Raw genomic sequence first — 20,230 nt, forward strand, 5'->3', positions numbered from 1 at the left:
GTCGGCGGCTCACGCCGTGTGCGGTCGCCGTGAAAAAAACCGTAGCCGCTGCCGCGCATCTCGTGGCGAGCCTGTGGATAACTCCGCGGGGATAACGGACGTGCAGGTCAGAGGTCTGCGATCGGTTTTTGTTCCGGCTGGCGGGCGTCCACGTCGAGGTGCTCGCCGACCCGGTTGACCAGCAGCGTCATCTCGTAGGCGATCTGGCCGATGTCGGCCTCGGCGCCGCTGAGGACGCACAGACAGCTGCCGGTTCCGGCGGCGGTGACGAAGAGCACCGCGTCGTCGAACTCGATCATCGTCTGGCGTACGTTGCCCGCGCCGAAGTGCCGTCCGGAGCCTTTGGCCAGGCTGTGCAGACCGGACGACACGGCCGCGAGGTGTTCGGCGTCCTCGCGGCGCAGTCCGGTGCTCGCGCCGGTCACCAGGCCGTCGTTGGACAGGACCAGTGCGTGACGCACTTCGTGGACGCGCTCGGTCAGGTCGTCCAGCAGCCAGTCGAGTCCCTGGTTCTGCGCCATGTCCGTTCTCCCCGTTTTCTCCCCGTGCGATTCTCCTCCTGGCCGGAGGATCTCCATGCCAGCCTTCACCACGACCGCTGCCGGGGCAAGGAGGATGGGAGCCATGGCAGAGAAGATGACCGACGCGCAATGGCGGGAGTTCGTCTCCCACGGCACACGCACCGCGAAGCTCTCCACCGTCCGGGCCGACGGCAGCCCGCACGTGACTCCGATCTGGTTCCTGCTGGACGGCGACGAGGTGGTGTTCAACACCGGTCAGGACAGCGTGAAGGGGCGCAACATCGTCCGGGACGGCCGGGTCGCCCTCTGCGTGGACGACGACCGGCCGCCTTACTCCTTCGTGGTGTTGCGGGGCCGCGCCCGCGTCGTCGAGGACCTCGACGAGGTGCGGCACTGGGCCACCCGGATCGGCGCCCGGTACATGGGCGAGGATCGCGCCGAGGAGTTCGGCGCGCGCAACGGCGTCCCCGGCGAACTCCTCGTCCGGGTCACGGTCGACAGGGTGCTGGCGGAGCGAGGCGTCGCGAACTGACCGCGGGACACCCGCTCCCCGGTCAGCCGACCGAGTCGAGCAGCCGGGCGGTGTGCATCCGTCCGGCGTACTCGACGAGCCGGATCAGCACCTCTTTCCCCGAGTCGCGGTCACGGGCGTCGCACAGCACCACGGGCGTTCCCTTGTCGAGGTCGAGGGCGCGCGAGACGTCCGGGGCGCCGTGCCGGCGGGCGCCCGCGAAGCAATTGACGGCCACGACGAACGGAATGCGCCGGTGCTCGAAGTAGTCGACCGCCGGGAAGCAGTCCTCCAGGCGGCGGGTGTCCGCGAGGACCACCGCGCCGAGCGCCCCTTGCGACAACTCGTCCCACAGGAACCAGAACCGGTCCTGGCCGGGCGTGCCGAACAGGTACAGCGAGAGACCGGACCGGATGGTGATGCGGCCGAAGTCCATGGCGACCGTCGTGGTGGTCTTGTGGTCCACGCCGTCGGTGTCGTCCACCGACTGCCCCGCTTCGCTGAGCAGTTCCTCGGTGCGCAGCGGCCGGATCTCGCTGACGGCGCCGACCAGGGTGGTCTTGCCCACCCCGAACCCGCCGGCGACCAGAATCTTCAACGCCAGCGCGGCGGTCTCGCCGCCCGGGTCGTCGGAGTGCTCGGAGACCATTGATCACTTCTCTCAGGAGTGCCGGGTGTCGTGAGTAACGCGCGGGGGTGTGGGTGATGTCGGGGACGGTCACGTGGTTCGAGCAGGGCGTGGGAGCTACAGCGCCCTCAGCCCCTCGATCACCTCGCGCAGGATGCGCTCGTCGGGCAGCTGCGCCGGCGGTACGGGGCGGCTGACGGTGACGCAGCCGAGTTCCATGAGGTCGCCCAGGAGGACTCTGACCACGCCGACGGGCAGGTCCGCGCCGGCGGCGAGTTCGGCGACCGACTGGGTCTCCGTGCGGCACAGGTCGAGGAGGTTGCGGTGTTCCGGCCCGAGCGGGGCGTCGTCGGCGCCGGGTGCGCCCGGATCCAGCGTGACCAGGGCGATCAGGTCGAACCGGACGCCCGTGGGGCCGGGCCGGGTGCGTCCGCCCGTCATGGCGTAGGGGCGGACCAGCGGGCCGGCCTCGTGGTCGTACCACTGGCTGCCCTGTTCGAGCGGGGTGCCCGTCATGTCCTCGGTCATCTGCGCGGACCGTTCTCCCGGTTCATCCGGCGGCGGGTGGCCGGGCGGCGGCACGGGGCGCGGTGCCGAGGTGCTCGCCGACGCGTTTGACCAGGCGTGCCATCTCGTAGGCCACCAGGCCGATGTCGGCGGTGACGGAGGTGAGGAGGGCGAGGCAGGAGCCGTCACCCGCGGCGGCCACGAACAGGAACCCCTCGTCCATCTCCACCATGGTCTGGCGGACCCCGCCGGCGCCGAAGTGCCGTCCCGCCCCCTTGGCCAGGCTGTGGAAGCCTGAGGCGACCGCGGCCAGGTGCTCGGCGTCCTCACGGCGCAGGCCGGTCGAGGCGCCCACGGCGAGGCCGTCGTTGGACAGCACCACGGCGTGCCGTATGTCGCTCACGCGGAGCACCAGGTCGTCCAGCAGCCAGTCGAGTTCGCCGGAGCGCCGGGCGGAGTGTGTGCTCGGGTCCTGGATCATGCGGGGTCTCCTTCGCTGCTGTCGCTGCCCGTGGCGGGGTGGTGCGTGAGGGCGCGGCCGGGTCGCCTGCCGCCGCCGCGCGCCCAGCCGTCGCGATAGGCCGCCATGCGGTCCCGTACGAGTTCGGGGGTGCGTTCGTCGTCCTGGGAGGCGGGCGTCGGCGGTCGCTCCTCGGGACGCCCGTCGCGCAGTTGGGGGGCGAGGCTGGCCTGTCGTACGCGGCGCGGGAGGTCGTCGGAGTCGTCGGGCTGCTGCGGGCGGTGCAGTCGCAAGGTGGCGACTCCTGGTGGTGGGGTCTGGCTCGGGGTCTCGAGATGGCGCGGGCCCTGCGTGTGACGCGACAGGTCCGCCAGGCATGACGAGTCCTCGTGACCCGATGAGTAGTCCTGACGCGATGAGTCCTCGTGACCCGATGAGTAGTCCTGACGCGACGAGTCCTCGTGACGCGACGAGTCCTCCTGCCGGAACGAGTCCTTCTGACGGGACGGGTCTTCGTGCCACGACGGGTCCTCGTGACGCGGAGGGGCTTCGTGACCCGACCGGTCCGCGTCACGCGAGAAGTGCTCATCCGGCGAGGGGCCCGCGTGAGGCACGCGCTCGTTCTGCGCGGAGACCGGTACGGGCGCCACGAGGGCACGCCGGTCGCTCCGGGCGGGGACGGCGTCCGGGAGCCGGGTGGACTCGGGCACGCGCGCGTGGGCGCGTTCCCCGGACGGCCGCACGGGTTCCACCGCCTCGGGGGAGCGCTCCGCCACCCCCGTCTGGAGCAGGGCCGTCGGCAGCAGGACGACCGCGGTGGTGCCGCCGTACGGTGAGGTCCTCAGGTGGACCTTGACGTCGTGCCGTGCGGCCAGTCTGCTGACCACGAACAGGCCGAGCCGGTCGCTGTCGAACAGGTCGAGCGCCTCGGAGTGCGCGATACGGCGGTTGGCCTCGGCGAGGGTTTCCTTGCCCATGCCGAGGCCGCGGTCCTCGACCTCGACGGCGTAGCCGTTGCCGACGGGTTCACCGGTGACGCGCACCCGCGTGTGGGGTGGCGAGAACTGGGCGGCGTTCTCGATGATCTCGGCCAGCAGATGGGTGAGGTCGGCGACGGCCGAGCCGACGACGGCTGCCTCGGGGAGCCGGCGGACCTCCACGCGCGCGTAGTCCTCCACTTCGGAGACGGCCGCGCGGACCACGTCGGTCAGGGAGACGGGCATGCGCCAGGCCCGCCCGGGGGCGGCGCCGGAGAGGATGATCAGGCTCTCCGCATGGCGTCGCATGCGGGTGGTGAGGTGGTCGAGGCGGAACAGGTCGCTCAGTTCGTTCGGGTCGTCGGAGCGGCGTTCCATGCTGTCGAGCAGGGCCAGTTGCCGGTGCACGAGGATCTGACTGCGGCGGGCCAGGTTGACGAAGACGCCGGAGATGCCGCTGGCGAGCTCGGCGCGTTCCACGGCTGCCCGCAGCGCCGCGCGGTGCACGGTGGTGAGGGCCTCGGCGACCTGCCCCGTCTCGTCCTCCGCGGGCGTTCCCGCAGGCGCCTCGACCCGGAGGTCGATCTCCTCGCCCGCGCGCAGTTTCCGCATGGCGTCGGGGAGTTTGCGCCGGGCGATCTCCAGGGCGGTGTTGCGCAGGTCGACCAGTTCCACGACGAGGCCGCGTCCGATGCGCACGGAGATGACGAGCGAGGCGGCGACGGCGGCGAGGCCGAGCAGGACGGCGGCACCGGCGGGGGTCAGGAGCCCTCGGGTGAAGGGGTCGGCGTCCCGCGCGACACCGCGTGCGGCGTCGTTCTCGATGGCGCGCATGCCGTTCTGCACGCGCGCGTGGGCGGTGCTCCAGGCGCTCTCGGGGGCCGCGTCGACGGCCTTCGCGCCCGGCCCCCGGGCGAGGACGCCGTCCTCGGCGTCGGTCACGGTGGTGGAGGCGCTGTCGTCGGCGAGGGCGTCCCAGGCGGCGCGTTCGGCGCCGCTCAGATCCGCGACGGCCGATGCGGTGAGCGTGCGGCGCAGCTCGACGGCGCCGGTGAAGAGCCGGAGCCGCTCGCCGCTCAGGGTGCCGTCCAGGCGGGCACTCGCCAGCACCGTGTCCTCCTGGGCGAGCGCCTCGCCCGCGCGGGCGAACTCCAGCAGCACGCGCGCGTCGGATCCGAGATCGGCGTCCTGGATCCCCGTGAGGGCACCTTCGACGCCGAAAGCGGCCGCGATGGTCCCGGTGTAGCGGTCGTACGTCTCGGCCCAGCCGGCGCGCCGCTCCCGTACCGCGGAGCGCAACGGCCGCAGGTGTTCGGCGCCGGTGACGAACTCCTCGAGCCGGTGCGCCACCCCGGTGGGCAGTTCCCCGCTGTCGGCGACGGTGTTGCCGCTGCCGAGCCGCAGTTTCGCGACGGCCCGGTCGGTGCGCCGGGCGAGCTCGTCCAGTTCGCCGGTGCGGACGGCGGACGGATCGGTGGCGTGCCGTACGGCGGCCGCGCGTTCGGCCTGGAGGGCGGTGACGGCGGCCGAGACGGGGGCGCGGACCGTGGCGTCCACGCGCTGGACCTGCCGCAGCCGGGAGATGTCCTGGGCGGTGGTGACGGTGGCGTAGGCCCACAGGGCCAGGAGGGAGACGACCGGCACCATCAGCAGGCAGACGATCTTGGCCCGCACGGTGCGGGGCCGTATGTGCCAGCGCTCCGCGCGCGCGGGTATCCCGTCCGCCGTGGCGCCCGGGTCCGTCTCGGGGCCCTCTTCGGCCGGTGGTCCGGCGTGCGCACGGCGACCGCGCACGGGCGGAGGCGGCGGCTCGACGCCGTCGGTGGGGCTCCTACGGGGTGTTCGCATGGACTCCTCGCTCGGGAGTGGGTCGGGGGCGTGCGAGCCGGAGTTCCGGCCGGGGACACCGTCGGGCTTCTGGGCGCACGGCGGGACCGGAGGCGGTCGCCGAGCCGTTCGCTAGGGGGCCGCGTTCTGAACGGGCCGCTGGGCCGAGGCGGACGCCGCTCGCTCCCCCGCGGTCGGAGACAGGGCGACGAAGGCCGAGGTGAGGAAAAGGTAGGAGCCGAGGCCGACGGCGAGGGGGAAGATGAACTGCATCGCCGTCGCCCCGGGCAGGGCCTCCCCGGAGGGCGTCACGCGCACCCCCACCGCGAACATCCCGGTGTAGTGCATGCTGCTGACGGCCGCGCCCATGATCAGCGAGGCGATGGTGACCGCCACGGGCGACTTGATGTTGAGGGCCGCCCACAGGGCCGCCGTCGCGGCGACGACGGCGATCAGCACGGAGAGTCCGACGAGCAGCGGGTCGTAGGTCACGTCTCCGTGCAGACGGACGGCGGCCATGCCCAGGTAGTGCATGCTCGCGACGCCGAGGCCGGTGGTGAGCCCGCCGACGAGCAGCGCCCGGCCCCGGTCCTTGCCGTAGCCGACGGCGAAGACGCCGGCGCTGACGACGACCATGGCGACGAGCAGGCTCAGCAGGGTGAGCGGCACGTCGTAGCGGATGTCGGTGCCGGTGACGCCGAAGCCGAGCATGGCCACGAAGTGCATGGTCCAGATGCCGGTGCCGATCGCCGAGGCGGCGGTGACGAGCCAGTTGCGGCGCGAGCGCCCGGTGGTGGCGAGGGCGCGGACGGTGCAGCGCAGACCGAGCGCGGCGCCTATGCAGGCCATCACGTACGACAGTGCGGGGGTCAGCCACCCCAGGGCTGCGTGGTCCAGGTGTCCCATGGCCCCGGGACGCTAGACCCGGCTGGGGCGCGCGAAGGGGGCGCATTTCGAAAGGTGCTGGAATATGACGCAAGGAGGTACCGGAACGATCGGGTCACTTTCGAACGTGTGCACTGAGGCGTCCTCCTTGCCGGTGACTCGACCTCTGTGCCGGTGCGGCGCCCTTCAGGCGGGTCATCCCTCTCCGCCGTGCGGCGCCCTTCAGACGGGTCATCCCTCTGTGCCGGTGCGGCGCCCTTCAGGCGGGTCATCCCTCTGTGCCGGTGCGGCGCCCTCCAAGGCGAGTCGTCCGTCTGCGCCGATGCGGCGCCCTCCGCGCCGGTGCGGAATCATGCCGTACATGAGTGACGAGCAGACGCGTGTCCAGGAGTTCTTCACCGCCCGCGCCGCCGACTGGGACAGCCGGTTCCCCGACGACGGCCCGGCCTACACCGCCGCGGTGGCCGAACTCGGGCTGCGGGCCGGCGACCGGGTGCTCGACGCGGGCTGTGGGACCGGACGCGCCCTGCCGCCCCTGCGAGCCGCCGTGGGGGCCTCGGGCGTGGTCATCGGGGCGGACCTGACGCCGGCGATGCTGCGGGAGGCCGTGCGGGCCGGGCGCGACCGAGACGGGCAGTTGCTGCTCACGGACGTGGCCGCGCTGCCCCTGCGCTCCCGGTCGCTGGACGCCGTGTTCGGGGCCGGCCTCATCTCGCACCTGGGAAGGCCGGCCGAGGACCTGCGGGAGCTGGCGCGCGTGGTGCGCCCCGGCGGGGTGCTGGCGCTGTTCCACCCGATCGGCAGGGCGGCTCTCGCGGCCCGCCACGGCCGCCCGCTCACCCCGGACGACCTGCGCGCCGAGCCCAACCTCCGCCCCCTGCTGGCCGGTTCCGGCTGGCGTCTGACCTCGTACGTCGACGAGGACTCCCGCTTCCTCGCGCTGGCCGTGCGCGAGGACTGAGCCGTCGCGTCAGCCCTCCTCGGCGTCCGGCGCGGCGTGCCGCACGGGGCAGCCCCGGACACCCGGGACCGGGTGGGTGCCGAGGTCGGCGATCCGGTAGCCGTAGGGGTAACTCTTGATCTCCCAGTTCTGGCGGGCGAAGTGCGGGGCTCGCCGGGGCGGCAGCAGACGGACGGCTCGGCCCCGGAGCCGGACCGCGCGACGCACCCACGCGCGCGTGGCGGCGCTCGGCGGGGCGTAACGGAAGGCGCGCAGCAGCGAGTCGTCGAGCAGCGCGAGGGTCGTGGTGCGCAGCAGGGGCGCGAGGGGGGCGGGGTACCAGGAGGCCATCAGAGCGAGCGTGGCGTCCGACACGCGCCGGGCGTCCTCGTCCCAGGCGAAGTGGGCGGCCTCGTAGGAGTCGAGGAAGCTCTCGAACTCCTCGTAGGTCTCGGGGATGTCCTTGATGCCCATGTGCCGGCCCAGGGTGCGGTAGTGGACGACACTGGCGACGATCTCGTGGCGTGACATCCTGCGCCAGCCGTAGGCGTCGATCCACCGCTTGGGCATCACGACGAACGTGCAGAGCACGTAGCGCATGTCGTCGTCGCCGATGTCGTAGCCGCGGTGCATCTGGTTGATGCGGCGGATCGCGGTCCGGCCCTGGTCACTTCCGAAACCGTGCTCGACCACGGCGTCCAGGAGCAGCGAGGTGTCGTCGTAGCGCTTCTGCGTCCGGTCGGTGAGTTCCGCGGTCCGCGCGAGCAGCCGGCCGATGCCGGGGACGGCGTACGTGCGGTACAGGGCCAGCTCCAGGGCGCGTGTGAAGTCCCAGGGGAACTCGTAGGCCACGCTGAGCCGGTAGATCTCTGTAGCCTCCTCGTACGGGTCCATCCCCCGGATCTGTTCGAGCCGTGAAAAGCGCTTCACCGTGCCGTCCCCCTTCTGCCACAGGTTCACCAACTTTACGTTGGGGGCAGGGAGATGGAGGAAGAGGCACCGCAGGTGCGCAGGGGGGAGAGGTGGTCAGCATGTGGGGCAGGTTCCGCAAGGCCGGGGGAAGGGTCGCCGGCGCGTGGCGCACCGAGCCGAGGGCCGGTGGCGGCGAGCGCCCGCACAATCTGTTCGAGGCCGCGGCGACGTATGTCACGGCGAGCGCGGAGGACGACCAGGAGCGGGCCGACGAGGCGGCCGCCTGGGTGTCTCCCGAGGCGCTGTCGTTCGGTGTGAACGAGCTGGCCTGCCGGGCCGTGGTCGCGCTCGCCCGGGAACGCGGCGAGTCACCGGAGACCGTGGCCCGCGGGTTGCTGGGGCTGCCGGCGGCGTGAGGGGGGCCTCCCGGAAGGCCGATTCGCCCCGTCCGCCGGAAAACGGCAGCTCCGAGCGCGCGGGACAGGCCGTGACAAGGGGCTCGCGGGCGCATTAGGGTGCGCGCCGGTGGACGAACCGATGGGGAGGCTGGGATGGCCGGGACGGACGAGGAAGCCGTCGCCGCCGCGGACGACGCGCTTTATGTGCTCACGGCGGTGCTGCTGACGCCGGCGAAGTTCCCGAGCGTGCTGGGCGACGACTACCCCGAGGCATGCGCGGCGCTCGGCCTCGCGCCGCTCGCCGACGGTTACGGGCTGGTACTGGGCCAGGACGGCGAGGGCGCCCGGTGGACGGTGGCCATCGACGACGTCTCCCTGGTGGCCGTGGCGATCGCGTCCTGGGACTGCGGCATGGAGTACGAGCTGTCGCCCGACGAGCGCACGGTCGTCGCGGCCCTGCCCGGCTGGCCCCTGGAGGTCGCCGTCGCGGCCCCCGGGGTACCCGCGCCGCACGACCCCGACCCGGAGGCGGACGACCGGCCCCCGCTGGCCCCTCCGGACGCCGGTGTCTGGGGTCCGGCCCAGCGGCGCCTGGGAGCCGACGAGATCGCGCTGCAGTGGGCGGCGTGGCGGGAGCAGGTGGACGACGCGACCTTCCCGGTGCCCGGCTCCTCGGCGACGCCGGGTGACGGGGAGGGTGCGGCCGACGGCGAGGGCGCGGCCGGAGCCGCCGAGAGCGGGTCCACAGGGGGGCACAGCGGCATCCGGCGCGTCCTCGCGGAGGCCCGCGCCTACCTCGACTCGCCGCCGCCTCTGGGCCGGGTCCGGTCGTCGTTCGCGTCGGGTGACGCCAGGACCCTGCGGGCCGACGGTCCGGGCTGGTCGCTCGTGGCCCGGACCGACGACATCGCGTTCGTGCTGCTCGACGAAGAACCCGGCGAGGTGCTGCCGGTGGGCCGGGGGCCGGAGCTGCCGGGCCTCCTCGAAGCGCTCGACAAGATGGCCGTACGGCCGAACTGAGCCGGTTCGGCCGGGCCCGGATGACGCGCCGGTTCGGCCAGCCCCGTCGACACGCCGGTTCAGCCGGCCCCATCGACACACCGGTTCAGCCGGCCCCATCGACACACCGGTTCAGCCGGCCCCATCGACACGCCGGTTCGGCCGGACCCGGGTGACGCGCCGGGCCGGGCCCGCCCCGGGTCAGCGTCTCAGCGGCCGAGCTCCTTGCGGGTGGTGCGGCGCAGCCGGCGCCGCTGCGACGGGTCCAGCGCGAGGTACGCGGCGGCCGGGACGCCCAGGATGATCAGGAGTGATGCCCACCAGGGCAGCCAGATCAGCAGGATGAGCCCGACCGCCACACCGCCTGCGGCGATCTTGGCGTTGTTCGACATGACTGTCGCCTCCTTCGCGGTCACTGCCGCTCTCTGTCCCGAGAACGGACCCGCGCTCACGGCGGTTCCGGACCGCGACCCTGAGTCATCCCCGATGTATGACCCCTACGCACCCCCGAGACCTCCATGGTGACCCAGCTCACCTACAAGTCATACCCGCGCGCATCGAAAGTGCTGTACTCTCGGCGACTCCGTTCCACTAGTCAAATTTGAGGAATCAGTCATAGCCGAGCATCCGACTCCCCCGGACTCTTCCACCGATCTCTGCGAACTAGCCCTGTGTCCCTCGGTGTTCGTGCCCGGCGACCCCGCGCGCGCCGGCAGGGTCGCCTTCTGGCGGCCCGATGGCACTGCTCCTCCGGTCGTGGCGTCCGCGACCGTCGCGGACCTGACCGTCGTCGTGCCTCACGGCGGCGGGGTCGAGGAGGTGAGTGTGCCCGCCACCCTGGTGCCGGTGCGCTCGGCCCTGCCGGTCCTCACGCGTGCGCGTGCCGGCGGACAAGGGCACCGGTCCACCGTCTTCTGGGGCGCCGCGGCTCTGCACGCCCTGCATCTCGTGGCGCGCGGGCTGCTGCTGCCCGGCCTGTCCCCGGGCGACCACGACGCCTGGCGCGCGGGCCCCCTGCGCACACCGGACGTGGAGGCCGTACGCCGTCTCGCCGCCGCGATGCCCCCCGAGGCACACGCCGTGCCCCTGGAAGGTGCCGGGCGCGGGCGACTGCCGGACCCGGAGCAGCTCCTGCGCGCCTTCCTCGACGCGGTCGCCGACACCCTGCCCCGCTCCCCCGCCGCCGTGCTGGTGACGGGCGGCCCGGCCTACGCAGCGCCGGAGCCGGTGCGGATGCCCGGGCAGCGCGCCTGGGCCGCCGATGTCGCCGCGGGACACGACGCGGGCGTCCGGCTGTCGTTGCGGATCGAGGCGGACGGCCTGGGAGACGCGGAGGCCGACGACTCGGACGTGCGGTTCCGAGCCGTACTGCAGGTGCACAGCGTGAGCGATCCCGCGCTGGTCGCGGACGCCGCGGACGTCTGGGCCGGCGCCGGGGGCGAGGCCTTCGGCCCGCGCGCGCGGATGGACGCCCTCCTCGCGCTGCGCCGTGCGGCCCGGGCGTGGGCTCCGCTCACGCCCCTGCTGTCGGAGACCGTGCCGGACGCGGCCGAACTCGCCGACGAGGAGGTCACCGAGCTTCTCGGCCCGGGCGCCCGTGCGCTGAGCGCGGCCGGTGTCGACGTGCACTGGCCCAAGGGGCTGACCCGCGAGTTCACCACGCATGCCGAGGTGGGCCCGGCCGAAGGCGAGCCGGAGTCCGGCCGGTCCTTCGCGGCCGTGCCGTCGTTCCTGTCCGCAGACGCGCTGCTGGCCTTCTCCTGGTCGTTCGCCCTCGGTGACCGGCGGCTGGACAGGGAGGACCTGGACCGGCTGGCCGAGGCCAAGCGTCCGGTGGTGCGACTGCGCGACCAGTGGGTCCTGATCGACCCTCAGGAGGTGCGCCTGGCCCGCTCCCGGCAGGACCGCAAGGTGACACCGGTGGACGCCCTGGGCGCTGCCCTGACGGGCTGGGCGGAGGTGGAGGGCCACCGGGTGGAGGTGCGGCCCACCGGGTGGCTGGCCGTCCTGCGGGAGCGGCTGGCCGACCCCGAGGGACAGCGGCCGGTGGAGCAGCCGGCCGCCCTCGCGGCGACCCTGCGGGACTACCAGCGGCGCGGCCTCAGCTGGCTCTCCGGTATGACGTCGCTGGGCCTGGGCTGCTGTCTCGCCGACGACATGGGACTCGGCAAGACGATCACCCTGATCGCCCTTCATCTGCACCGGCAGACGGAGTCCCGGTCGGCCGGGCCCACCCTGGTGGTCTGCCCGACGTCCCTGATGGGCAACTGGCAGCGGGAGATCGAACGGTTCGCGCCCGGCACACCGGTACGGCGCTTCCACGGCGCCGGACGCGGCCTGGACGACCTGGCGGACGGCGAGTTCGTGCTGACCACGTACGGCACGATGCGCCTGGACGCGCCCCGGCTCGCCGGAGTGCCGTGGGGCCTGCTCGTGGCGGACGAGGCCCAGCACGTGAAGAACCCCTACTCCTCGACCGCGCGGGAGCTGCGCTCCATCGGGGCACGCGCGCGCGTGGCGCTCACCGGCACTCCGGTGGAGAACAACCTCTCGGAGCTGTGGGCGATCCTCGACTGGACGACGCCGGGGCTGCTGGGCCGGCTCGGCACCTTCCGCCGGCGGTACGCGGAAGCCGTCGAGGGCGGCCGGGACCCGGCCGCGGCCGACCGTCTGGCCCGGCTCGTCAGTCCGTTCCTGCTGCGGCGCCGCAAGTCGGACCCTGGGATCGCGCCCGAGCTGCCGCCCAAGACCGAGACGGATCACGCCGTGTCCCTCACCCAGGAGCAGGCGGCGCTGTACGAGGCGGTGGTGCGCGAGGCGCTCGCGGAGATCTCCGGCGCCGGCAGCATGGCCCGCCGGGGCCTGATCGTGAAGCTGCTGACCGCTCTCAAGCAGATCTGCAATCACCCGGCCCAGTACCTCAAGGAGGACCGTCCGGTGATCGTGGGACGGTCGGGGAAGCTGGAGCTGCTGGACGAACTGCTCGACACGATCCTCGCCGAGGGGGCGGGGATGCTGGTGTTCACGCAGTACGTGCAGATGGCCCGTCTCCTGGAGCGGCATCTGGCCGCCCGGGGCACGCCGTCGCAGTTCCTGCACGGCGGGACCCCGGTCCCGGAGCGCGAGGCCATGGTGCGGCGCTTCCAGGACGGTGAGGTGCCGGTGTTCCTGCTGTCGCTGAAGGCGGCGGGCACCGGCCTGAACCTCACCCGGGCCGAGCACGTCGTGCACTACGACCGCTGGTGGAACCCGGCCGTCGAGGCGCAGGCCACCGACCGCGCGTACCGCATCGGCCAGACCCGCCCCGTGCAGGTGCACCGGATCATCGCCGAGGGAACCATCGAGGACCGCATCGCCGAACTGCTGCTGCGCAAGCGGGAGCTGGCCGACTCGGTGCTGGGCGCGGGCGAGGCGGCGCTCACGGAACTCACAGACGCTGAACTGTCGGATCTGGTCGAACTGCGAGGGGACCTGCGATGAGCCGGCACGAGGGCGACACGGAACGCACCTTCGCGGCGCTCCCGCCCGCGCAAGGGCGGGGCTTCGCACAGACCTGGTGGGGTCAGGCGTGGCTGACGGCGCTGGAGGCCACGGCGCTGGACTCGGCGCAGCTCAAGGCGGGCCGCCGGCTCGCCCGCGCGGGTGCGGTCGGCGCGGTCTCGGTGCGGCCGGGGCGGCTCACGGCCGTCGTCCAGGACCGCGACCGCACGGCACACCGGGCCGACGTGCTGCTGGAGGAGCTCTCGCCCGAACAGTGGGAACGTTTCCTGGACATGGCGGCCGAGCGGGCCGGTCATGTGGCGGCGCTGCTGGACCGGGACATGCCGCCGCACCTGGTCGAGGACGCGGCGGACGCGGGCGTCGAACTTCTGCCCGGCCTGGGTGATCTGGAGCCCCGGTGCGACTGCGGGGGCTGGGACCACTGCGGGCACACGGCGGCACTCTGCTACCAGGTGGCACGGCTGCTGGACCAGGACCCGTTCGTCCTGCTGCTGATGCGCGGGCGCGCCGAGACCACCGTGCTGGACGACCTCCAGACGCGCGGCGGCTCCACGTCCGGTGCCGGGCTCGCGGGGCCTTCGGGGGTGGACGCGGCGGAGGCGTACGCGGCCGGTGACATCCTGCCCCCGCTGCCGCCCCTGCCCGAACCGCCCGACGAGCCGGGGGCGCCACCGTCCCTGGACACCGAGACGCCGCCCGCTCCCGGCATCGACCCGGACGCGCTGGAGTACCTCGCGGCGCGGACCGCCGTACGGGCCCACACGCTGCTCACGAGGGCGCTCAGGGGCGGCTTCGAGGCGGAGCTGACGCCGGCGCAGGACGCGGCGCGGCTGGCCGCGGGCTCTCCGGGACGGGAGAGGGAGGACCGGCTCGCCGACGGATCGGGACGCGGCCGGGAGGGGCTCGCGGCGGCGGTCCGTGCCTGGCAGCACGGCGAGGCGGCCGCCCTGTCCGTCCTCGACGAGGAGTGGCGGGTGGAGGGCGACGCGCTCGCACGCGCGCGTGCCGCGCTGGACTCGGCCTGGGAGAAGGAGGACCGACCGGAGCTGCGGGCCCGCGGCAACCGCTGGACGGTCGTCGGGGCACCGGCCCAGCTGCGTCTCGGCCGGGACGGCCGCTGGTGGCCGTACCGCAAGGAACGCGGGCGCTGGCTGCCCGCCGGAGGCGCCGCACAGGACCCGGCGACGGCCCTGGCCGCAGCGGTGGCCCCGGCTTCGGCGGAACCCGCTCCGGGGAGCCACGCCCCAGGAGGTGCGGAGGACGCCCCCTTCGGCGCCGGACGGTAGGAGCTCGAACCCTGCCGGAGGACTGCAGGTGTCAGGGCTGTGGCTCGCCCGCGTCCAGGGAGGGCAGGAGCGATGCGATGCCGCTCGGCAGATCGCTCGGCAGATCGCTCGGCAGCCGGGTCGGGAAGCCCGACGGCAGCCGGGTCGGCAGCTCACTGGGCAGCCTGGTGGGCAGCTCGGTGGGGATGCCGAAGGAGGGAGTGGAAGTGCGGCCGGTGCTCCCGCCCTCCGGCTCGCCGTCCGGGGAGTCGTCCCGCCCCGAGGCCATCAGCACCACGAGGGACATGGCCGCGGCGGCCACGAGGACGGCGAGCAGGACGAGCAGCGGATTGCGGCGCCGGGGAGGTCCGGGCGGGTGCGGCGGTACGGGAGGCATGGCCATACCGACCAGAGTCGCCGCGCACCGGTCGAACCGGGAGAGGCGTGCGGAAGCCGAGACGCACCCATGGCGTGGACCGCATGATTCCGGAGCATGACGGGCCCGTCGGCCGGACGGAGTGACGGCAGGAACGGCCGCCGACGGGCCCGCACGCGCGCGTGGTCTCAGCCACGGGCCCCCAGCAGGTGGTCCATCGCCAACTGGTCCAGGTGCTCGAAGGCCATGCCGCGCGCGGCAGCCGCCTCCACGTCGAACGACTCGAACGCCGACCGGTCGGCGAGCAGTGCCTGGAGGCCGTCCGCGGCGGTGGGCTGGGCCAGCTCGTCCAGGCGGGCCGCGCGCAGGGCCTCCTGGACCTCCGGGTCGGCGCGGAAGGCGGCCGCGCGCTCCTTGAGGATGAGGTAGTTGCGCATGCAGCCGGCCGCCGAGGCCCACACGCCGTCGAGGTCCTCGGTCCGCGGCGGCTTGAAGTCGAAGTGGCGCGGACCGGTGTAGCCCGCCGACTCCAGCAGGTCGACCAGCCAGAAGGCGGCGCGCAGGTCACCGGCGCCGAAACGCAGGTCCTGGTCGTACTTGATGCCGGACTGGCCGTTGAGGTCGATGTGGAACAGCTTGCCCGCCCACAGCGCCTGCGCGATGCCGTGCGGGAAGTTCAGACCGGCCATCTGCTCGTGCCCGACCTCGGGGTTCACGCCGTACAGCTCGGGGCGCTCCAGGCGCTCGATGAACGCCAGGGCGTGGCCGACGGTCGGCAGCAGGATGTCGCCGCGCGGCTCGTTCGGCTTGGGTTCGATGGCGAAGCGCAGGTCGTAGCCCTGGGAGGTGACGTACTCGCCGAGCAGGTCGAAGGCCTCCTTCATCCGGTCCAGGGCGACGCGCACGTCCTTGGCGGCGCCGGACTCGGCCCCCTCGCGCCCGCCCCACGCGACGTACACCTGGGCGCCGAGCTCGGCGGCGAGGTCGATGTTGCGGATGGTCTTGCGCAGGGCGTAGCGGCGCACGTCGCGGTCGTTGGCGGTGAACGCGCCGTCCTTGAAGACGGGGTGCGTGAAGAGGTTGGTGGTGGCCATCGGGACCTTCATGCCCGTGGCGTCCAGTGCCTGCCGGAAGCGCTTGATGTGCGCCTCGCGCTCGGTGTCGCCCGACCCGAACGGGATCAGGTCGTCGTCGTGGAAGGTCACACCGTGGGCGCCCAGCTCGGCCAGGCGCTGCACCGTCTCGACCGGGTCGAGGGCACGCCGCGTGGCGTCGCCGAAGGGGTCCCGTCCCTGCCAGCCGACGGTCCACAGGCCGAACGTGAACCTGTCCTCGGGGGTGGGCTGGTAGCTCATGCCGCGGCTCCTTGCTCTCTGAGGTATTTCGTCATGCCGATTTACAAATTAGTATGCGAGCACCTCTCTGGGAAGAGACAAGGTGCCTCCGAACGGAGACACGTGCCGCGCGCAGTAGGGAGAAGCCCGATGTCAGCAGCCGAGGGTCCGCTCGTCGTCGGTGTGGATTCGTCCACCCAGTCCACCAAGGCGCTGGTGGTCGACGCGTCCACCGGCCGGGTGATCGCGAGCGGCCAGGCGCCGCACACGGTCTCCTCGGGGGCCGGGCGCGAGAGCGACCCGCGCCAGTGGTGGGACGCGCTGTGCGAGGCCCTGCACCAGTGCGGTGAGGCGGCGCACGAGGCGGCCGCCGTGTCGGTCGGGGGCCAGCAGCACGGCCTGGTCACCCTGGACGGCCGGGGTGAGCCGGTACGGCCCGCCCTGCTGTGGAACGACGTGCGTTCGGCGCCGCAGGCCCGCCGGCTGATGGAGGAACTGGGCGGCGCGAAGGTCTGGGCCGAGCGCACCGGGAGCGTGCCCGCCGCCTCGTTCACGGTCACCAAGTGGGCCTGGCTGGCCGAGCACGAGCCGGAGGCGGTCCGCGCCACGAAGGCCGTGCGGCTCCCCCACGACTACCTCACCGAGCGGCTCACCGGGCAGGGCACGACCGACCGCGGCGACGCCTCCGGGACGGGCTGGTGGGCGTCCGGGACGGAGGCCTACGACGAGGAGATCCTGGCGCGCGTGGGGCTCGACCCGGCCCTGCTGCCGCGTGTGGTCCGGCCCGGCGAGATCGCGGGCACGGTGCGCGACCGTCACGATCTGCCGTTCTCCAAGGGCACTCTGGTCGCGCCCGGCACCGGCGACAACGCCGCCGCAGCGCTGGGTCTGGGAGTGCGCCCCGGGGTTCCGGTGATGAGCCTCGGCACCTCGGGCACGGTGTACGCGGTGTCGCAGCGGCGGCCCGCCGACCCGAGTGGCACCGTGGCGGGCTTCGCCGACGCCCGCGGCGACTGGCTGCCGCTGGCCTGCACCCTCAACTGCACGCTCGCCGTCGACCGCGTCGCGGCGCTGCTGGGTCTCGACCGCGAGGCCGTGGAACCCGGCACGGCCGTGACGCTGCTGCCCTACCTGGACGGCGAACGCACTCCGAACCTGCCGAACGCCTCCGGCCTGCTGCACGGACTGCGTCACGACACGACCGCCGGCCAGCTGCTCCAGGCCGCCTACGACGGCGCCGTGCACTCCCTGCTCGGGGCGCTCGACCTGGTCCTCGACGAGGACGCGGACCCCTCGGAGCCGCTGCTCCTCATCGGCGGCGGTGCCCGCGGCACCGCCTGGCAGCAGACCGTACGGAGGCTGTCGGGACGGCCCGTGCAGGTGCCGGAGGCCAAGGAGCTGGTCGCGCTGGGGGCCGCCGCGCAGGCGGCCGGGCTGCTGACCGGGGAGGATCCGGCGGCGGTCGCGCGACGCTGGGACACCGCGGCCGGGCCCGTGCTGGAGGCCGTCGAGCGGGACCAGGAGACGCTGGCCAGGATCGCCGGGGTACTCTCCGACGCGGCTGCGCTGCTGGAGCGGCCCACCGACACCCACTGAGGACTGGCGTCAGGCATGACCGCACCGCTGCACGAGGCACGTCACGCCGGGCCGGGACGCGCCCTGCCCGACACCCAGCAGGGCATGCGCCGCCGCAACCTCGCCCGCGTCCTGCACACGGTCCGCGACGAGGGGCAGCTGTCCCGGGCCGCCGTCGCCTCGCGGATCGGCCTGACCCGGGCGGCGGTCTCGACCCTCGTCGACGAACTCATCCGCTCGGGACTTCTCGAGGAACTGGGGCCCGAGCGGCCCGGCCGGGTGGGCCGCCCCGGCTCCGCGCTCGCCGTCAGCGCACGCGGCCCGGCCGGCATCGGAGCGGAGGTCGGCGTCGACCATCTCGCGGTCTGCGCCGTCGATCTGCGCGGCACGACCCGGTCACGGGCGATACGGCAGGGAGCGAACCGCGACCGCTCCCCTCGACCCGTGCTCGCGGAACTCACCGAGCTGATCCGGCAGGTCGTCGCCGAGGCGGAGGGCGAGGGCCTGTGGCCGGCCGGACTCGCCGTGGCGGTGCCGGGCCTGGTGGCGCGTGACGCCCGGACCGTCGTGCGCGCCCCGAACCTCGGCTGGCACGACACGGACCTCGCCGAGCTGCTACCGGCGGACCTCCCGCTGACCGTGGACAACGAGGCCAACTTCGGCGCCCTCGCCGAACTCTGGCTGGGCGACGGCACGCCCCAGGACTTCCTGCACGTCTCGGCGGAGATCGGCATCGGCGGGGCGGTCGTGGTGGACGGCGGGCTGCTGCGCGGAACCCGCGGTTTCGCGGGCGAACTGGGGCACGTTCCGGTCCGGCCGGACGGGCCGGAGTGCGCCTGCGGCGGGCGGGGCTGCCTGGAGCAGTACGCCGGCGAGGAGGCCGTGCTGCGCGCCGCCGGCCTTGAACCCGACGAGGACCGGGTCGGGCTGCTCGCGGGGCGCGCCGCGGAGGGCGACGAGAACGTACGCCGCGCCCTGCGCGAGGCCGGTACGGCGCTCGGTGTGGCCCTGACCGGGGCGGTCAACCTGCTCGACCCGCGAAGCGTGGTCCTGGGCGGTGAACTCTCCGGGCTGGCGCCGTGGCTGCTGCCCTCGCTGCGGGACGAGCTGGCCCGGCGCACGGCGGGCCCGGTCTGCCCGGTGTCCGTGTCCGCACTGGGTCCCCAGGGGCCGCTGCTGGGGGCCGCGCACTCGGTGGTGCGGGCGGTGCTCGACGACCCGGCGTCCGTCGCCGGGCAGGCCTGAGAAAGGCCACCGGACACGGTCACCAGCTCGTCTCTCGCCTCGCCAATCACCCGGCCGAGTGAGGGAGTTGTCCACATCCGCAGGCCCGTCCACCGCGACGCACCGCCTCCCCGCACGCCGTCGGCAGGAGCCGTAACTTGATCACCGCGGGCCGCGACCACGACGGCCGCCGCTCCGCTCAGTCGATCAGGACACACCCTCCCGTCGAGCCCGGAAGAGGCACACACCCATGGAACGGACCACCACCCCCTCCCCCAGCCGGCGCGGCATCCTCGCGGGCGCCGCCCTCACCGCCGTCCCCTCCGTCCTGCTCACCGGCGGCCGGGCCGGTGCCCGGCCCCAGGCCGTCGATCACCCCGGAGCGGCGTGGCACCCGGCGAGCCGCGGCAACTACACGCCGTCGAACCGCCCGCGCGCCCATCCGCTGCGCTATGTGGTCATCCACGTGGCGCAGACGACCTTCTCCGGCACCCTGTCCGTGTTCCGGGACCCCGGGAAGAAGGTGTCCGCGCACTACGTGGTGCGCTCCTCCGACGGGCGCGTGGCGCAGTATGTGCGCGAGTCCGACATCGCGTGGCACGCGGGGAACTGGGACTACAACACCCGCAGCATCGGCATCGAGCACGAAGGCTGGGTGGACCGGCCCGGGTACTTCACCGACGCCATGTACGAGCGGTCGGCCCGGCTCACCGCGGCGATCTGCGCGCGGTACGGCATCCCGAGGAACCGCGCCCACATCATCGGCCACCACGAGGTGCCGGGCAGCGACCACACCGACCCGGGCCGGCACTGGGACTGGAAGCGCTACCTGAGACTCGTCACCTCCGCCTGAACGCCCGGCCGGCGCACGGCGGTTCACCTCACGTCCCGGTTACGAATCGCTCAACTGCTGGTTGCGGACCGGTGAGCGGGCGACGATGGGGCCATGACTCTGGCCCAGCGCGCCATGGAGCGCCTGCAGGCCTGGCCCGACCTGATGGCGGGCCCGGCGAGTTGCGGTACCGGAAGGGCGCTCCGTTCCGTCCGTGACGAGATCGTCCACTTCCACTCCTCGCGGGACGTGGACCTCCACCTCACCCGCCGGGCCGTCCAGCGCTTCCACTACGACCTCGCCGGTTCGAGCGCGATCCACCTGCTGCCCGGTTCGTGCTGGGTGACGGTCCACCTCGACTGTCAGGCGGACGTCGATCTGCTGCTGAGCCTGGTGAGCATCGCCCTCAAGGCACACCAGAACCGGCCCGCGGACACGGCGGAACCGGGGCGCACGGGGTGCAACTTCCACCGGGTCACGGTGTTGCCGCGGGACGCCGTCGCGGGCGGCTGAGCCTCACCGCGGCCCGCACCGGACGTGGCCGCAAGAAGAGCGCCG

Annotated in this window: 20 protein-coding genes; 10 read left to right on the forward strand and 10 right to left on the reverse strand. The window is 73.5% G+C overall.

Annotated features, from left to right (window positions below):
- Nucleotides 1–107: 107 nt before the first annotated feature.
- A complete protein-coding gene (locus AC0665_RS19280) occupies nt 108–521 on the reverse strand; it encodes a roadblock/LC7 domain-containing protein (protein ID WP_363120574.1) in 414 nt (137 codons plus the stop codon).
- Nucleotides 522–624: 103 nt separating this feature from the next.
- Between AC0665_RS19280 and AC0665_RS19285 the strand changes: the two genes are divergently transcribed.
- The gene (locus AC0665_RS19285) at nt 625–1,053 is read left to right on the forward strand and encodes a PPOX class F420-dependent oxidoreductase (protein WP_478509207.1); all 429 of its coding nucleotides are present in this window, start codon (nt 625–627) and stop codon (nt 1,051–1,053) included.
- A gap of 22 nt (nt 1,054–1,075) precedes the next feature.
- On the opposite strand, the gene AC0665_RS19290 is transcribed toward AC0665_RS19285, so the two are convergent.
- The 5 genes from AC0665_RS19290 to AC0665_RS19310 all read right to left on the reverse strand — a co-directional run bounded on the left by AC0665_RS19290 (nt 1,076) and on the right by AC0665_RS19310 (nt 6,337).
- Nucleotides 1,076–1,681: a GTP-binding protein gene (locus tag AC0665_RS19290; protein ID WP_468405216.1), complete on the reverse strand. Its 606-nt coding sequence runs from the start codon at nt 1,679–1,681 to the stop codon at nt 1,076–1,078.
- A gap of 96 nt (nt 1,682–1,777) precedes the next feature.
- Nucleotides 1,778–2,188 (reverse strand): DUF742 domain-containing protein, encoded by a 411-nt coding sequence (locus tag AC0665_RS19295; protein ID WP_468637863.1) that lies wholly within the window; start codon nt 2,186–2,188, stop codon nt 1,778–1,780.
- Nucleotides 2,189–2,210: 22 nt separating this feature from the next.
- Nucleotides 2,211–2,648 carry a roadblock/LC7 domain-containing protein gene (locus AC0665_RS19300; protein ID WP_468405212.1) on the reverse strand — a complete coding sequence of 146 codons (438 nt, stop codon included), beginning with the start codon at nt 2,646–2,648 and terminating at the stop codon, nt 2,211–2,213.
- Nucleotides 2,645–5,452 (reverse strand): nitrate- and nitrite sensing domain-containing protein, encoded by a 2,808-nt coding sequence (locus tag AC0665_RS19305; RefSeq protein ID WP_478705433.1) that lies wholly within the window; start codon nt 5,450–5,452, stop codon nt 2,645–2,647. The genes AC0665_RS19300 and AC0665_RS19305 overlap by 4 nt, the downstream gene beginning before the upstream one ends.
- A 111-nt stretch (nt 5,453–5,563) precedes the next feature.
- Nucleotides 5,564–6,337, reverse strand: coding sequence for an MHYT domain-containing protein (locus AC0665_RS19310; RefSeq protein WP_363120568.1), 774 nt, complete (start codon nt 6,335–6,337; stop codon nt 5,564–5,566).
- A 340-nt stretch (nt 6,338–6,677) separates the two neighbouring features.
- Here AC0665_RS19310 and AC0665_RS19315 point away from each other — a divergent pair, with 340 nt between their 5' ends.
- On the forward strand, nt 6,678–7,277 hold the full coding sequence (locus AC0665_RS19315; protein WP_468637865.1) for a class I SAM-dependent methyltransferase: 600 nt from the start codon (nt 6,678–6,680) through the stop codon (nt 7,275–7,277).
- 9 nt (nt 7,278–7,286) lie between these two features.
- On the opposite strand, the gene AC0665_RS19320 is transcribed toward AC0665_RS19315, so the two are convergent.
- A complete protein-coding gene (locus AC0665_RS19320) occupies nt 7,287–8,186 on the reverse strand; it encodes an oxygenase MpaB family protein (RefSeq protein WP_468406344.1) in 900 nt (299 codons plus the stop codon).
- Between the two features lie 101 nt (nt 8,187–8,287).
- Here AC0665_RS19320 and AC0665_RS19325 point away from each other — a divergent pair, with 101 nt between their 5' ends.
- Both AC0665_RS19325 and AC0665_RS19330 read left to right on the forward strand, forming a co-directional pair.
- The gene (locus AC0665_RS19325) at nt 8,288–8,584 is read left to right on the forward strand and encodes a hypothetical protein (protein WP_478705434.1); all 297 of its coding nucleotides are present in this window, start codon (nt 8,288–8,290) and stop codon (nt 8,582–8,584) included.
- Between the two features lie 135 nt (nt 8,585–8,719).
- Entirely contained in the window at nt 8,720–9,586 is an 867-nt protein-coding gene (locus tag AC0665_RS19330) for a hypothetical protein (RefSeq protein ID WP_478705435.1), read from the forward strand.
- 188 nt (nt 9,587–9,774) lie between these two features.
- On the opposite strand, the gene AC0665_RS19335 is transcribed toward AC0665_RS19330, so the two are convergent.
- A complete protein-coding gene (locus AC0665_RS19335) occupies nt 9,775–9,957 on the reverse strand; it encodes a hypothetical protein (RefSeq protein ID WP_031107015.1) in 183 nt (60 codons plus the stop codon).
- A gap of 223 nt (nt 9,958–10,180) precedes the next feature.
- On the opposite strand from AC0665_RS19335, the gene AC0665_RS19340 reads away from it, so the two are divergent.
- Together AC0665_RS19340 and AC0665_RS19345 are read left to right on the forward strand one after the other, a co-directional pair.
- On the forward strand, nt 10,181–13,045 hold the full coding sequence (locus AC0665_RS19340) for a DEAD/DEAH box helicase (RefSeq protein WP_478705498.1): 2,865 nt from the start codon (nt 10,181–10,183) through the stop codon (nt 13,043–13,045).
- A complete protein-coding gene (locus tag AC0665_RS19345) occupies nt 13,042–14,352 on the forward strand; it encodes an SWIM zinc finger family protein (protein ID WP_478705436.1) in 1,311 nt (436 codons plus the stop codon). Before AC0665_RS19340 ends, AC0665_RS19345 begins: the two co-directional genes overlap by 4 nt.
- A gap of 31 nt (nt 14,353–14,383) precedes the next feature.
- Here AC0665_RS19345 and AC0665_RS19350 read toward each other — a convergent pair whose 3' ends face one another.
- Nucleotides 14,384–14,734 (reverse strand): hypothetical protein, encoded by a 351-nt coding sequence (locus AC0665_RS19350; RefSeq protein ID WP_478705437.1) that lies wholly within the window; start codon nt 14,732–14,734, stop codon nt 14,384–14,386.
- A gap of 161 nt (nt 14,735–14,895) precedes the next feature.
- A complete protein-coding gene (gene xylA, locus AC0665_RS19355) occupies nt 14,896–16,062 on the reverse strand; it encodes a xylose isomerase (protein ID WP_478509215.1) in 1,167 nt (388 codons plus the stop codon).
- Nucleotides 16,063–16,191: 129 nt separating this feature from the next.
- Here xylA and xylB point away from each other — a divergent pair, with 129 nt between their 5' ends.
- The 4 genes from xylB (at nt 16,192) to AC0665_RS19375 (ending at nt 20,185) form a co-directional block, all read left to right on the forward strand.
- Complete coding sequence (gene xylB, locus AC0665_RS19360) at nt 16,192–17,637, forward strand: xylulokinase (protein ID WP_468637870.1); 1,446 nt, start codon at nt 16,192–16,194, stop codon at nt 17,635–17,637.
- Nucleotides 17,638–17,652: 15 nt separating this feature from the next.
- A complete protein-coding gene (locus tag AC0665_RS19365; protein ID WP_468405195.1) occupies nt 17,653–18,861 on the forward strand; it encodes an ROK family protein in 1,209 nt (402 codons plus the stop codon).
- 229 nt (nt 18,862–19,090) lie between these two features.
- Nucleotides 19,091–19,693 (forward strand): N-acetylmuramoyl-L-alanine amidase, encoded by a 603-nt coding sequence (locus tag AC0665_RS19370; RefSeq protein WP_478705438.1) that lies wholly within the window; start codon nt 19,091–19,093, stop codon nt 19,691–19,693.
- Nucleotides 19,694–19,786: 93 nt separating this feature from the next.
- Complete coding sequence (locus AC0665_RS19375) at nt 19,787–20,185, forward strand: luciferase domain-containing protein (RefSeq protein ID WP_478608186.1); 399 nt, start codon at nt 19,787–19,789, stop codon at nt 20,183–20,185.
- Nucleotides 20,186–20,230: the final 45 nt, after the last annotated feature.

It is taken from the genome of Streptomyces sp. NPDC043685, assembly GCF_056436585.1.

What these genes read in the sequence shown, in the direction of transcription:
- AC0665_RS19345 (WP_478705436.1), top strand. Translation starts at nt 13,042, where the DNA reads ATGAGCCGGCACGAGGGCGACACGGAACGCACCTTCGCGGCGCTCCCG.
- AC0665_RS19370 (WP_478705438.1), top strand. Translation starts at nt 19,091, where the DNA reads ATGGAACGGACCACCACCCCCTCCCCCAGCCGGCGCGGCATCCTCGCG.
- AC0665_RS19310 (WP_363120568.1), bottom strand. Translation starts at nt 6,337, where the DNA reads ATGGGACACCTGGACCACGCAGCCCTGGGGTGGCTGACCCCCGCACTG.
- AC0665_RS19375 (WP_478608186.1), top strand. Translation starts at nt 19,787, where the DNA reads ATGACTCTGGCCCAGCGCGCCATGGAGCGCCTGCAGGCCTGGCCCGAC.
- AC0665_RS19285 (WP_478509207.1), top strand. Translation starts at nt 625, where the DNA reads ATGGCAGAGAAGATGACCGACGCGCAATGGCGGGAGTTCGTCTCCCAC.
- AC0665_RS19300 (WP_468405212.1), bottom strand. Translation starts at nt 2,648, where the DNA reads ATGATCCAGGACCCGAGCACACACTCCGCCCGGCGCTCCGGCGAACTC.
- AC0665_RS19350 (WP_478705437.1), bottom strand. Translation starts at nt 14,734, where the DNA reads ATGGCCATGCCTCCCGTACCGCCGCACCCGCCCGGACCTCCCCGGCGC.
- AC0665_RS19295 (WP_468637863.1), bottom strand. Translation starts at nt 2,188, where the DNA reads ATGACCGAGGACATGACGGGCACCCCGCTCGAACAGGGCAGCCAGTGG.
- xylB (WP_468637870.1), top strand. Translation starts at nt 16,192, where the DNA reads ATGTCAGCAGCCGAGGGTCCGCTCGTCGTCGGTGTGGATTCGTCCACC.
- AC0665_RS19325 (WP_478705434.1), top strand. Translation starts at nt 8,288, where the DNA reads ATGTGGGGCAGGTTCCGCAAGGCCGGGGGAAGGGTCGCCGGCGCGTGG.
- AC0665_RS19365 (WP_468405195.1), top strand. Translation starts at nt 17,653, where the DNA reads ATGACCGCACCGCTGCACGAGGCACGTCACGCCGGGCCGGGACGCGCC.
- AC0665_RS19305 (WP_478705433.1), bottom strand. Translation starts at nt 5,452, where the DNA reads ATGCGAACACCCCGTAGGAGCCCCACCGACGGCGTCGAGCCGCCGCCT.
- AC0665_RS19280 (WP_363120574.1), bottom strand. Translation starts at nt 521, where the DNA reads ATGGCGCAGAACCAGGGACTCGACTGGCTGCTGGACGACCTGACCGAG.
- AC0665_RS19315 (WP_468637865.1), top strand. Translation starts at nt 6,678, where the DNA reads ATGAGTGACGAGCAGACGCGTGTCCAGGAGTTCTTCACCGCCCGCGCC.
- AC0665_RS19290 (WP_468405216.1), bottom strand. Translation starts at nt 1,681, where the DNA reads ATGGTCTCCGAGCACTCCGACGACCCGGGCGGCGAGACCGCCGCGCTG.
- xylA (WP_478509215.1), bottom strand. Translation starts at nt 16,062, where the DNA reads ATGAGCTACCAGCCCACCCCCGAGGACAGGTTCACGTTCGGCCTGTGG.
- AC0665_RS19330 (WP_478705435.1), top strand. Translation starts at nt 8,720, where the DNA reads ATGGCCGGGACGGACGAGGAAGCCGTCGCCGCCGCGGACGACGCGCTT.
- AC0665_RS19335 (WP_031107015.1), bottom strand. Translation starts at nt 9,957, where the DNA reads ATGTCGAACAACGCCAAGATCGCCGCAGGCGGTGTGGCGGTCGGGCTC.